The following is a 12,208-nucleotide window of genomic DNA, read 5'->3' as shown; positions in this document are numbered from 1 at the left end:
GAGGGGACGGCTCGGGCGACCCTCGCGGACCACCCTGCGGCGACCGTCGTGGACGCCTGTCCGACCGTAACCGATCCGTGACCGGGCCGACCACCCGCGGCCGACCCCCGGACGCCCGGTGACCAGCGCGCGCACCGCCCCCGACGACGCGACCGGGAGGTCACCAGGGACCGTAGACCTGCTCCGCCGTCGCCGAGACCCCGGCGCACACGTCCTCGAGCGACCGGCCCGTGACCTCGGCGACCGTGCGGACCGTGCCCGGCAGCAGGTAGGGCGCGTTCGGCCGGCCACGGAACGGGTGGACCGTGAGGTACGGCGCGTCGGTCTCGACCATCAGCAGCCCGGGCGGGACCTCGCGCAGCGCCGCGCGCAGGTCGTCGTTCGCACCGAACGACACCGGCCCCGCGAACGACAGGAACCAGCCGTGCGACACCGCGAGCCTGGCCAGCTCCGCGTCGCCCGAGAAGCAGTGGAAGACCGTCCGCTCGGGCGCACCGTCCGCCAGCAGGACCTCGACGACCTCGGCGTGCGCGTCGCGGTCGTGGATCTGCAGGGCGAGTCCGAGCTCCTTGGCCAGCGCGACGTGCGCCCGGAACGCCTCCCGCTGCACCTCGCGACCCCGCGGGCCCGCACGGAAGAAGTCGAGCCCCGTCTCCCCGATCGCGCGCACCCGCGGCGTCGCACGCGCGACCGCCGCCACGCGCGCGAGCGCCTCGTCGAGCCCGACGTCCTCGTGCACGAACCGCGGGTCCGGCGTCAGCCCGTCGGGCGCGACCTCCCGGACGCCCGCATGCAGCACGGCCTCGTTCGGGTGGATCGCGACGGCCCCGAGCAGCGCGGGGTGCGCCTGCACGAGGTCGGCCGTCAGCACGACCGACTCGTAGTCGCAGCCCACCTGCACCATCCGGTCCACACCGACGGCCGCAGCCCGCGCCAGGTGCTCGTCGAGCGTCGGCGCGGGGGCGTCGTCGACCGCCGTGCCGTCCGCGGCCCGCTGCCAGCCGTCGGCCACCCACCCCAGCACCGACTCGAGGTGCGTGTGGTTGTCGACGACCGGCAGCGGCAGCCGCTCCGGCGGCGGCGGCCAGCCACGGTCGCGCGTGCGTGCCACGTCAGGCCTGCTCGGCGCGCGCGATCTCCTCCTCGACGATCGCGTCGTCGAGCTTCGTGAAGACCGGCACCGGCTTGTCGACCGACGTGCCCGGGACCAGCGGCACCGACGCCCACCGCGGGGTCGCCGAGTAGTCGCCCGTGATGATCGGGTACGAGCGCGACGCGTCGTCCAGGTCCTCGACCTCGTCGATGCGCGGCATCGGCGCGAACGTGCCGGACCCGCCCAGCGTCTCGTGCACCTTCTGCGCCGCGAACGGCAGGAACGGCGCGAGCATCGTGTTCGCGTCCGCGACGGCCTGCGCGGCCGTGTGCAGGACGGTGCCGAGGCGCTCGCGGTCCGTCTTCAGCTTCCACGGCTCGGTCTCCGAGAGGTACCGGTTCGCCTCCTGCACGACGCGCATGGCCTCGCCGATCGCGGCCCGGTTGCGGTGCTCGCCGAGCAGCTTGCCGACCGTGCCGAACCCGGCCGCCGTCGTCGCGCGCAGCGCCTCGTCCACCGGCTGCAGCGCGCCCGCCTCGGGGATCGCGCCGAAGTTCGTGTGGATCATGTTCGCGGTCCGGTTCACCAGGTTGCCCCAGCCCGCGACGAGCTCGTCGTTCGTCCGGCGCTTGAAGTCCGCCCACGTGAAGTCGGCGTCCTGCGTCTCCGGCCCGGCGACCGACAGGTAGTAGCGCAGCGCGTCCGGCTGGTAGCGGGACAGCATGTCGCGCACCAGGATGACGACCCCGCGCGACGTGCTGAACTGCTCGCCCGCGACGTTGAGGTACTCGCTCGACACGACCTCCGTCGGCAGCTGGAGGTTGCCGTAGACGCCGGGCTCACCGCCCTTCGAGCCGCGCCCGTCGTAGCCCATGAGCTCCGCGGGCCAGATCTGCGAGTGGAACGTGATGTTGTCCTTGCCCATGAAGTAGTACGACAGGGCCTCGGGGTCGTTCCACCAGCCGCGCCACGCCTCGGGGTCGCCCGTGCGGCGCGCCCACTCGATCGACGCCGACAGGTACCCGATGACCGCGTCGAACCACACGTACAGACGCTTGTTCGGGTTCTCCTGCCAGCCCGGCAGCGGCACCGGGATGCCCCAGTCGATGTCCCGCGTCATCGCCCGCGGACGCATGTCGTCGATGAGGTTGAGGCTGAAGTTCAGGACGTTCGGGCGCCAGCCCTGGCGCGTGCTCAGCCACTGCTCGAGGGCCTGGGCGAACGCGGGCAGGTCGAGGAAGAAGTGCGTCGACTCGACGAACTTCGGGGTCTCGCCGTTGATCCGGCTCTTCGGGTTGATGAGGTCGATCGCGTCCAGCTGGTTGCCGCAGTTGTCGCACTGGTCGCCGCGCGCGCCGTCGTACCCGCAGATCGGGCACGTGCCCTCGATGTAGCGGTCCGGGAGCGTGCGGCCCGTGCTCGGGCTGATCGCACCCATGGTCTGCTGCTCGACCATGTACCCGTTCTTGTGCACCGTGCGGAACATCTCCTGCACGACCGCGTAGTGGTTGCGCGTCGTCGTCCGCGTGAACAGGTCGTACGAGAGGCCGAGCTGCGCGAGGTCCTCGACGATGACCCGGTTGTAGCGGTCCGCGAGCGCCTGCGGGCTCACGCCCTCCTTCTCCGCCTGCACGAGGATCGGCGTCCCGTGCTCGTCCGTGCCCGACACCATGAGCACGTCGTGGCCCGCCATCCGCATGTAGCGGGAGAAGACGTCCGACGGGACGCCGAAGCCGGCGACGTGACCGATGTGGCGGGGGCCGTTCGCGTAGGGCCACGCGACGGCCGACAGGATGCGGGACATGCGGCGATCCTAGGTGAGCGCGTCGCGCCCGGTCGCGGGTGTTCCGGTGCGCGGCGTCAGGCCGGCAGCCATCCCGTGGGGGTCGGGAACGGCCAGACCGCGACGTACCCGACCGCGAGCGCCCCGACGACGGTGAGGGCGGCGAGCACGGTCCGCACGACCGGCGCCGGGAAGCGGGCGCGCACGACCGCCGCGAGCACGGCGAGCACCACGACGACCGTCCCCGCGGTCAGCGCCGCGACGAGCACGTGCGCCTCGGGCATGCAGGACACGGGCACCGGGAGCATCGCGGGGCACGCGTCGGACGGGCGCGGGAGCAGCACGCGGCGCAGCGAGTCGCGGGCCACCCAGGCGATCCCCAGCAGGGACACGGCGGTCACCGCGCCGCCGACGAGCAGCGGGCGCCGGACCCGGACCTCGGGGGCGGTGGTCGTCGGCGTCGTCACGCGCCCACCCCAGCACGCTCGCTGCGTGCGGGGGAAGGGCGGTCGCCCGACCGGTCGCCGAACGCGGCGGCCGTGAGGTCAGTCGTCGTACAGGCGGTCGCGGGCCTCGGTGTCCTCGACCGGCACGAACGTCGCGCGGTCGCCCGACACGTCCCAGCCGCGGTCGTCGCGTGCGGCGGGCGGGATGCGGATCGGCTGCGTGTCGCCGGGACGGTACGCGGGCTCGCGCACGGGCGACCCGACCCGGTCGGAGGGAGCGGCGGGCACCGTCGCACCGCCGGGGACGGTCGCGCCGCCGGGGACGGGCTGCCACGGGGTCGCCGGTGCGGGCACGGGCGACGGGACGGGACCCTGCACGGGCCGGCTCGCCGGAGCGGGCGCACCCGTCGGGGCAGGCCAGCCGGCCGTCGTCGTCACGCCCGGCTGCGCGGGCCAGCCCCCGGCGGTGAAACCCGGCTGCCGCGCGGAGGGCTGGGCCCCGGCGCTGCCGGGGGTGAAGATCGTGGCGCACAGCTCGCGGTAGGTGGCGTCGGGGCGTGCGACCCAGTTGATGCGTCGCATCGCCTGGTCCTGGCCGGCGGACTCGAGCAGGAACTCCCCGTACCCGAGCACGCGCCCGACGAGCGACCGCGAGTACCGCATGTCGGTGATCTTCACGAGCGGCATCATCGCGACCTTGTGCGTGACCAGGCCGTACAGCAGGAGCATCCGCTTGTCCGTCGCGACGAACCACTCGTTGCGCCAGTCGAGCACCTTCCAGCCGAGGCGGCCGAGCAGCAGCAGGAACAGCAGCCACAGCCGGTCCGCGTTCTCCTGCCCCACGACCATCCCCGCACCGGGCACGACGAGGAACGCGAGCAGCAGGAAGCCGCCGAACGTGGTGAGGACGGGCTCGGCGAGCTTGCCCCAGTGCGAGCGGGCGGTGAACACGACGCGCTCGCCCGGCAGCACGTACCGCCGGATGTTGCGGTGGCTGCGGACGATCGCGTCGGGGGTCGTCATGGCGTGCGGCCGGACGTCGCTACTCGGTGAGGCCCGCGAAGAACCGGCCGAAGCTCGCGAACGCGCCCGTGATCATGTCCCACAACGCACGGACGAGGTCGGCGGCGCGGTCGGGGCTCGTGACGATCGCGTACACCAGGAAGATCGCGACGATCCAGAACAGCGTGGTCTTGAGCTTCGGCGGCATGCGGTCCTCGCAGGTCGGGCGGCGGGTCGGGCGGGTCGGCCCCGACCGGGTCGGCCGAGGACGGTCTGAGGCGGGCGGCGCGAGGCCGTCCGACGCGTCCCGGCGCGGCAAAGGGTACTGACCGGACACACCGGTCCACGGGAGCGGCCCCCCGCGTGGCGCGAACCGGGTGAATCGGTCGGCGTGTCGCGCCGACCGCCCCTGGCGTGTCGACCTCAGCGGACGACGACGCGCAGGACCCGGTCGTCGCCGTCGCGCGGGTCGCCGCGCCCGTCGGTGTTGTTCGTCAGCACCCAGAGCGACCCGTCCGGGGCGGGTGCGACCGCGCGGAGCCGGCCGTGCTCGCCGGTCAGCAGCGCCTGCGGGGTGCCCAGCCCGGCGCGCGCGTCGCCGTCGACCGGCGGCAGCAGCGGCAGGCGCCACAGCCGCTCGCCGCGCAGCCCGGCGAGGTAGACGCCCTCGTCGGTCACCGCGAGCCCGCTCGGTGACGCGTCGCTCGTCGGCCACGTCGCGACCGGGTCGACGAACCCCTGGTCCGTGCCGCCCGCGCCCTCGACGACCGGCCAGCCGTAGTTGCCGCCGGGCTCGACGACGTTGAGCTCGTCCCACGTGTTCTGCCCGAACTCGGCCGCGAACATCCGCCCGTCCGACGACCACCCGATCCCCTGCACGTTGCGGTGCCCGAGGCTCCACACGGGCGACGCCGGGTCCGGGTTGCCCGGCGCGGGTGCACCGTCGGGCGTGACGCGCAGGATCTTGCCGCCCAGGGACGACGGGTCCTGCGCCCGGCCGGGCTGCCCGGCGTCGCCCGTCGTGACGTAGAGGTAGCCGTCCGGTCCGACCGCCAGGCGGCCTCCGTCGTGGTTGCCCGCGCGCGGGATGCCCGTGAGCACGGGGGTCAGCGCGCCGAGCGTCGTGCCGTCGAGCGTGCCCCGCAGCACCCGGTTGTCGTCCGCGGTGGTCGCGTAGAGCACGACGTCCGCGGTGCCCCCGTCCTCGGCGAGCACCGCGACCCCCAGCAACCCGCCCTCCCCGCCCGGCGCCACGAGGTCCGCGAGCGCGTCCGCGCCCGGCCCCGACACCTCGTGGACGTCGCCGTCGGGGGCCACGACCACCACGCGCGCCTCGTCGCGCAGCGTCACGAGCGCCGAGCCGTCGGCGAGGAACGCGAGCCCCCACGGCACGTCGAGCCCGGTCGTCACGTCCTCGACCTCGGCGACCTCGACCGTCGCCGGCCCCGACGGGCCCGGCATCCCGGTCGGCGACGTCGACGCCTCGCCACCGGGCGCGCCGGTCGGCGTCACCGCGGTGCCGACATCCCCGCCCGACGTGCAGGCCGAGGCGGCGAGAACCACCGCGGCCACGGCGAGCGCGAGCGGTGCGTGCCCGTTGCGCCGGTCGCGCCCGTCGCGCGCGTCGCACCCGTGCGGGGATCGTCGGTGCGGGGTGCGTGGCCCGGCGGAGGTCATGCCCCAGACGAGCACGCACCCGTGCCGCCCGCCACCCCGCGTGCGAGGCTGGACGCGGGACGTCAGCGCACGAGGAGGTCACCATGAGCACCGCGGAACCGACGCACCGGGCGCTCGTCGTCGTCGACGTGCAACCCACCTTCTGCGAGGGCGGCGCGCTGCCCGTCGAGGGCGGCAACGCGGTCGCCCGCGACATCGCGCTCTACGTCGCCGACCACCGCGCCCGGTACGACCTCGTCGTCACCACGCAGGACTGGCACGTCGACCCGGGTGCGCACTTCAGCGACGAGCCCGACTACGTCGACACCTGGCCGCCGCACGGCGTCGCGGGGACGGCCGAGGCCGACCTGCACCCCGCACTGTCCGCGATCGTCCCCGAGGCCTCCGTGAAGAAGGGCCAGTACGCCGCCGCGTACTCGGGCTTCGAGGGCGTCGACGGCGAGGGCCGTGGGCTCGCGCAGATCCTGTCCGACGGCGGGATCACCGACGTCGACGTCGTCGGGCTCGCCGAGTCGCACTGCGTGCGGTCCACCGCGATCGACGCCGTCGGGCTCGGCCTGCGGACGCGTGTGCTGACCGACCTCACCGCGCCCGTCACGCCCGAGCTCGGCGCGGCCGCGCGCGAGGAGATGCGGGCGGCGGGAGCGGAGCTCGTGGCGTCGTCCGACCTGTGACCTCGGCCGACCACGGGGGCGGCGACCGACCCCCGAGGCGGCGAAGTCAGTCGTCGTCCTGCGAGGCCCAGCCGAGGTTGGTCGCGACGCGCTGGAGCACCTCGAGCGCCGTCGCGTACTCGTCCGCGGTGATGCCCTCGGCGATCCGCTCGCGGAAGCCCTGGACGCGCTCGGCGAGCGCCGCGACGTGGTCGCGACCGTCGTCCGTCAGCACGTAGCCGCCGCCGTCCCGCACGACCCAGCGGCGCGACACCAGCAGCGTGAGCTCGGCCGTGCCCACGGGCTCGCCGGCCGCGGTGTCGAACGGCGCGAGCGCGCGCGCCACCGCGAGCTCGTCGACCGGACCGTCCTCCTGGACGACTGCGAGCACCTGCCAGTGCCGGCGGGTCAGGCCGTCGCGGGCGAGCTCGGCGTCGAGGCCGACCTCCAGCAGCCGGTCCACGAGCTTGACCCAGTAGCCGATCGGGCGCGCCTGCGACATCGGATCCTCCCCACCTGGTCCCCTCCCGATCCTGCCCGTCGTCGCGCCTCGCGTCACCTCGGACCGTGCGACGGCTGCGGACAGGCGGTACGGGCGCGGGCGCCGTCGGGCGCCGAGGGCCGTGCCGTCAGGCGGCCGGTGGTGCGGACTGCGCGTCCAGCGCCGCGTAGGCGCCGCCGGCCGACACGAGGTCGGTGTGCGTGCCGATCTCGACGAGCCGCCCGTCGCGCAGGACCGCGATGCGGTCGGCACCGCGGATCGTCGACAGGCGGTGCGCGACGACGAACGTCGTCCGACCCGCCATGAGGCGGCCGAGGGCCTCCTGCACGAGCCGTTCCGACGCGGTGTCGAGCGCCGACGTGGCCTCGTCGAGCACGAGCACCCGCGGGTCACGGACCAGGGCGCGCGCGATCGCGAGCCGCTGCCGCTGACCGCCTGACAGACGCGCGCCGCGCTCGCCGATCACCGCGTCGAGCCCGCCCATCTGCTCGACGAACTCCAGCGCGTTCGCGTCGCGCAGCGCGGCGAGCACCGCGTCGTCGGACAGCTCCGGGCTGCCGTAGGTGACGTTGTCGCGGACGCTCCCCTCGAAGAGCAGGGACTCCTGCGGCACGACCGCGAGGAACCGGCGGTAGGTGCGCAGGTCGAGCGTCGCCATGTCGCGGCCGTCGAGGAGGAGGCGCCCGCCCGTCGGGGCGAGGAAGCCGATGACGAGGTTGAGCACGGTCGACTTGCCCGAGCCTGACGGCCCGACGAGCGCGATCGTCTCGCCCGCACGCACGTGCAGGTCGAGGCCGTCGACCGCGGGCTCGTCGGGGGCGTCGTCGTACGCGAACCGCACGCCGTCGAAGACGACCTCGCCGCGCACGTCGTCGACGGTCGCCTTGCCCGCGTTGCGCTCGAGGTCGGGCTCGGTCAGGACCTCGCCCATCGACCGCACCGACTCGAGGCCCTTGGTGACGATCGGCGCGATCGTCATGAGCGCGGTCACGGCGCCCGTGAGGGCCACGAAGTAGCTCGACAGCATCGTCACGTCGCCCGCGGACAGGTCGAACATGCCGTTCCACGCGACCCACGCGGCGCCCACGAGGCAGCCGACGGACAGCATCTGCATGAGGATCCACGAGAGCGCGCCGAACCAGCCGTTCGTCACGTCGAGGCGGATGCCCGCGTCCCGCACACCGACGAGCGTCGCCCCCATGCGGTCGAGCTCGTCGCGCTCCAGGGCGTGCGCACGCGTGATCGGGACGAGGTGCGTCATCTCGCTGACGCGGGCCGACATGTGCTCGACCTCGGCACGGAACGCCGCGTTGTGCGAGGTCATGCGGCGGCGCATCGCGACCACGAGCCCCGCGGCCGCCGGGACCGCGAGCGCGAACACCGGCAGGAACTCGGGCACGCGCACCGCGGTGACGACGACCGCGCCGACGAGCGTCGTCGTCGCCGACATGCCCGAGTCGAACGCCTGCCGGCTGCTCTCCACGACGTTCTCGACGTCGCGCACGATCTTCGCCTGCAGCACGCCCGCGCTGACCCGGCGGTGGTAGCCGATCGACAGCTCCTGCAGGCGGCGGGACAGCGCCATGCGCAGGTTCGTCTCGACCGTGCGGACCGCGACCGAGAACGCGCGGACGTACAGCCAGTGCATCGGCAGGTTCTGCCCGACGACGAGCAGCATGAGCGCGGCCGCCCACCAGAGGTCGTGCAGCGGGCGGTGGTCGACGACGACGTCGATCACGTCGGCGGTGAGGACGGGGATGACCCAGATCGGCGAGTGCTTGGCGGCGAACGCGAGCGCGGCGGCGGCGAGGCGGCGGCGCTGGCCGGAGTAGAGGCCGACGAGCGTGCGGACGGGGTGCGCGCCGTCGTACGTGTCCTCGAGGGGTGCGGTCACGAGCGTAGATCGTAACGATTCGACCCGGCATCGTGCGGGACGACGTGCGACTTTCCCCGGAGCGCGCGACATCGATGTCGCGTCCTGGCGCAGAAGTCTGCGTCTCGACCGCCGACCGACGTCCGGGCCGCGTCAGCGCGTGCCGCGCCGGTGTCTCAGCGGGAGCGGGCTGCCAGGGCCGCGGCGTACAGGTCGCGCTTCGCGACGCCCGCGACGGTCGCGACCTCGGCCACCGCGTCCTTGAGCCGCTCGCCCGCGTCGGCCCGCGCGAGCACCTCGGCGACCAGGTCCGCCGTCGACGCCGCCTGCGGGCGGTCCGCACCGCCGACCACGACGACGATCTCGCCGCGCACCTGACCGTCGTGCGCCCACGCCGCGAGCTCGCGGAGCGGACCCCGCCGGACCTCCTCGTACGTCTTGGTCAGCTCGCGGCACACCGCGGCGGCCCGCTCGGCGCCGAACGCCTCGACCATCGCGTCGAGCACGTCGTCGAGCCGGTGCGGCGCCTCGAAGAACACCATCGTCCGACGCTCGTCGGCGAGGTCCGCGAGCGCACGCGCCCGCTCCCCCGGCTTGCGCGGCAGGAAGCCCTCGAAGCAGAACCGGTCGGTGGGCAGGCCGGACAGCGCGAGGGCGGTCAGCACGGCGCTCGGGCCGGGCGCCGCGGTCACGGGCAGGCCCGCCGCGACGGCGGCCGTCACGACGCGGAACCCGGGGTCGGACACCGCGGGCATGCCCGCGTCCGTCACGACCACGACCGTCCCCCCGCCCGCGACGACGTCGAGCAGGTCCGCGGCCCGCTCGGCCTCGTTGTGCTCGTGGTGGCTCACGACCCGCCCGCGCACCTCGACGCCGAGCCGGGCGGCGAGCGCGCGCAGCCGACGCGTGTCCTCGGCCGCGACGACGTCCGCCTCCGCCAGCAGCGTCCGGAGGCGGGCCGACGCGTCGTCGGTGTTGCCGATCGGGGTCGCCGCGAGCACGAGCCGCCCGCCGGTCGCGGTCGCCGGGGCGTCGCCGCGCGGGACGGTGCGGGGAGCGGCGTCGGGTGCGTCGGGTCCGGTCACGCCCGACAGCCTGCCACCCGTCGCGCGTCCACCCCTCGTCCGCCCCTGGCCACGGCCACAGGGGTCACCCCTACGATGACCGACGTGCCGCCCACGCGAGACGACGACGCCGCGCTCCCGGACCACCCGGACGCGCCCACAGGCGACGCGCCCGCGGCTCGCCCCGGCCCGACGCCGGCCACCGTCACGACGACCGAACGCGCCGCCGGGGACGACGAGAGCGCGCCCACCGGCGCTGCGCCGCCCCCGGCGGGGCCGACGGCCGACGGCGTCCCGACGCCGGTCGCCGCGCAGGACGCGCCGCACGAGAGCACCCCAGCGGCCGCCACCGGCCCCGGCGTGGTCGCCGACGAGCGGGACGACGACGACGAGCAGGACGGCCGCGACGAGCGGGACGCCTGGGGGCGGGACGGAGACGACGAGCGGGAGGACGACGAGCCCTACCGCGTCGACCTCGTCAAGCACGCCGAGGAGGAGCCTCCGCTCCCCACGCGCGAGCGCCTCCTGCGCACGCTGCTCGGCGCCGACCGGCTGGCGCTCGACGCGAACCCGCGCGACCGCCTCGCCGGCTGGCTGTGGCCGATCGCCGTCACGCTGCTCGCGGGCATCGCCCGGTTCTGGGAGCTCGGCCGCCCGCACAAGCTCGTCTTCGACGAGACGTACTACGTGAAGGACGCGTGGTCGCTGGTCACGCGCGGCTACGAGGCGCAGTGGTCGGCGGAGCCGAACCCGGCGTTCGAGGCGGGCGACACGAGCGGGCTCGGCACGGTCGCGTCCTACGTGGTCCACCCGCCGGTCGGCAAGTGGGTCATCGGGCTCGGGATCCAGCTGGGTGGCGGGCCGGACTCGGCGGCGGCGTGGCGGTTGTCGGTCGCGATCCTCGGCACGCTGTCCGTGCTGATGATCGCGCGCATCGCGCGGCGGCTGTTCGCGTCGACCGCGCTCGGCGTGGTCGCGGGCCTGCTGCTCGCGGTCGACGGCGAGGCGATCGTCATGTCGCGCATCAGCCTGCTGGACCCGGTGCTGACGTTCTTCGTGCTGGCCGCGTTCGGGGCCCTGCTGATCGACCGTGAACAGGCCCGACGACGGCTCGCGGAACGCGCGGCGGTCGTGATCGACGCGGGCGGCGAGCTCGGGTGGGGGCCGCGGCTCGGCTGGCGCTGGTGGCGCCTCGCGGCCGCGGTGCTCCTCGGGCTGGCGATCGGCACCAAGTGGTCGGGCATCTACTTCCTGGCCGTGTTCGGGCTCATGACGGTGGCGTGGGACCTGTCCGCCCGCCGCGCGGTCGGGGTGCGGCACTGGGCGCGCGCGGGCGTGCTGCGGGACGGCGTGGTCGCGGGCGTCGCGATGGTCGGCCTCGGGGTCGTCACCTACCTGGGGTCGTGGTGGTCGTGGTTCGCGTCGACGGACGCGTACAACCGGCAGTGGGCGGCGCTCAACCCCGGCCAGGGCGTCGAGTGGCTGCCGCCCGCGCTGCGCTCGCTGTGGAAGTACCACCAGGACATGTGGGCGTTCCACAACGGGCTCGAGACACCGCACTCGTACGCAGCGCACCCGCTCGGCTGGATCGTGCAGTGGCGGCCCACGTCGATGTACTACCCGCCCGAGGTGTCGGGTCTGCAGGGGCAGGCGGCCGTCGACGCGTGCGGTGCCGACCAGTGCTCGCAGGCGATCACGGCGCTCGGCAACCCGGTGCTGTGGTGGTGCGGCGCGGCCGCGATCCTCGTGGCGCTGGTGTGGCTGGTCCGGTTCCGCGACTGGCGCGCCGGCGCGGTGCTGTCGGGCATCGTCGCGGGCTGGTTGCCGTGGTTCCTGTACGCGCACCGCACGATCTTCACGTTCTACTCGATCGCGTTCCTGCCGTGGGTCGTGCTCACGCTCACCTACGTGCTGGGGCTGGTGATCGGGCCGGAGGACGAGCTGGGCGCCAAGCAGCGTCGCGTCGCGATCTGGTGCGTGGGGGTGCTGCTCGCGCTGATCGTCGCGGTGAGCGTGTTCTTCTACCCGATCTGGTCGGGCATGGTGATCCCGTACGACTTCTGGCACAGCCACATGTGGATGAGCCAGTGGGTGTGACGCGGCGCGTCTGACGCC

General features: G+C 74.5%; 11 protein-coding genes. 2 read left to right on the top strand and 9 right to left on the bottom strand.

What is annotated here, in order from left to right; genetic code table 11:
* Positions 1-160: 160 nt before the first annotated feature.
* The 6 genes from GXP71_RS00640 to GXP71_RS00620 all read right to left on the bottom strand — a co-directional run bounded on the left by GXP71_RS00640 (position 161) and on the right by GXP71_RS00620 (position 5,887).
* Positions 161-1,111, bottom strand: coding sequence for a TatD family hydrolase (locus GXP71_RS00640; protein ID WP_162351073.1), 951 nt, complete (start codon positions 1,109-1,111; stop codon positions 161-163).
* Between the two features lies 1 nt (position 1,112).
* Positions 1,113-2,897 carry a methionine--tRNA ligase gene (metG, locus tag GXP71_RS00635; RefSeq protein ID WP_162351072.1) on the bottom strand — a complete coding sequence of 595 codons (1,785 nt, stop codon included), beginning with the start codon at positions 2,895-2,897 and terminating at the stop codon, positions 1,113-1,115.
* A 56-nt stretch (positions 2,898-2,953) separates the two neighbouring features.
* Entirely contained in the window at positions 2,954-3,343 is a 390-nt protein-coding gene (locus GXP71_RS00630) for a hypothetical protein (RefSeq protein WP_162351071.1), read from the bottom strand.
* Between the two features lie 78 nt (positions 3,344-3,421).
* The gene (locus tag GXP71_RS00625; RefSeq protein WP_162351070.1) at positions 3,422-4,345 is read right to left on the bottom strand and encodes a PH domain-containing protein; all 924 of its coding nucleotides are present in this window, start codon (positions 4,343-4,345) and stop codon (positions 3,422-3,424) included.
* 19 nt (positions 4,346-4,364) lie between these two features.
* On the bottom strand, positions 4,365-4,532 hold the full coding sequence (locus GXP71_RS20065) for a hypothetical protein (protein WP_200829872.1): 168 nt from the start codon (positions 4,530-4,532) through the stop codon (positions 4,365-4,367).
* A gap of 215 nt (positions 4,533-4,747) precedes the next feature.
* Positions 4,748-5,887 carry a sorbosone dehydrogenase family protein gene (locus GXP71_RS00620; RefSeq protein ID WP_238402534.1) on the bottom strand — a complete coding sequence of 380 codons (1,140 nt, stop codon included), beginning with the start codon at positions 5,885-5,887 and terminating at the stop codon, positions 4,748-4,750.
* A 197-nt stretch (positions 5,888-6,084) separates the two neighbouring features.
* Here GXP71_RS00620 and GXP71_RS00615 point away from each other — a divergent pair, with 197 nt between their 5' ends.
* Positions 6,085-6,675, top strand: a complete 591-nt coding sequence (locus GXP71_RS00615; RefSeq protein WP_162351068.1) for an isochorismatase family protein — start codon at positions 6,085-6,087, stop codon at positions 6,673-6,675.
* A 46-nt stretch (positions 6,676-6,721) separates the two neighbouring features.
* Here the strand turns inward: GXP71_RS00615 and GXP71_RS00610 are convergent, their stop codons facing one another.
* The 3 genes from GXP71_RS00610 to rsmI all read right to left on the bottom strand — a co-directional run bounded on the left by GXP71_RS00610 (position 6,722) and on the right by rsmI (position 10,114).
* Complete coding sequence (locus GXP71_RS00610; protein ID WP_162351067.1) at positions 6,722-7,156, bottom strand: MarR family winged helix-turn-helix transcriptional regulator; 435 nt, start codon at positions 7,154-7,156, stop codon at positions 6,722-6,724.
* A 127-nt stretch (positions 7,157-7,283) separates the two neighbouring features.
* Positions 7,284-9,050 carry an ABC transporter ATP-binding protein gene (locus tag GXP71_RS00605; RefSeq protein ID WP_162351066.1) on the bottom strand — a complete coding sequence of 589 codons (1,767 nt, stop codon included), beginning with the start codon at positions 9,048-9,050 and terminating at the stop codon, positions 7,284-7,286.
* Between the two features lie 155 nt (positions 9,051-9,205).
* Complete coding sequence (gene rsmI / locus GXP71_RS00600; RefSeq protein WP_370520959.1) at positions 9,206-10,114, bottom strand: 16S rRNA (cytidine(1402)-2'-O)-methyltransferase; 909 nt, start codon at positions 10,112-10,114, stop codon at positions 9,206-9,208.
* An 84-nt stretch (positions 10,115-10,198) separates the two neighbouring features.
* Here rsmI and GXP71_RS00595 point away from each other — a divergent pair, with 84 nt between their 5' ends.
* Positions 10,199-12,190 (top strand): dolichyl-phosphate-mannose--protein mannosyltransferase, encoded by a 1,992-nt coding sequence (locus GXP71_RS00595; protein WP_238402533.1) that lies wholly within the window; start codon positions 10,199-10,201, stop codon positions 12,188-12,190.
* The last annotated feature ends 18 nt before the right edge of the window (positions 12,191-12,208 follow it).

The sequence above is a fragment of the Cellulomonas sp. H30R-01 genome, from assembly GCF_010119915.1.
Lineage (GTDB): Bacteria > Actinomycetota > Actinomycetes > Actinomycetales > Cellulomonadaceae > Cellulomonas > Cellulomonas algicola.
This window is presented reverse-complemented; position numbering and strand designations above follow the sequence as displayed.

Coding starts and splice junctions, on each gene's coding strand:
- GXP71_RS20065 (WP_200829872.1), bottom strand. CDS start 4,532: ATGCCGCCGAAGCTCAAGACCACGCTGTTCTGGATCGTCGCGATCTTC.
- GXP71_RS00625 (WP_162351070.1), bottom strand. CDS start 4,345: ATGACGACCCCCGACGCGATCGTCCGCAGCCACCGCAACATCCGGCGG.
- GXP71_RS00610 (WP_162351067.1), bottom strand. CDS start 7,156: ATGTCGCAGGCGCGCCCGATCGGCTACTGGGTCAAGCTCGTGGACCGG.
- GXP71_RS00615 (WP_162351068.1), top strand. CDS start 6,085: ATGAGCACCGCGGAACCGACGCACCGGGCGCTCGTCGTCGTCGACGTG.
- metG (WP_162351072.1), bottom strand. CDS start 2,897: ATGTCCCGCATCCTGTCGGCCGTCGCGTGGCCCTACGCGAACGGCCCC.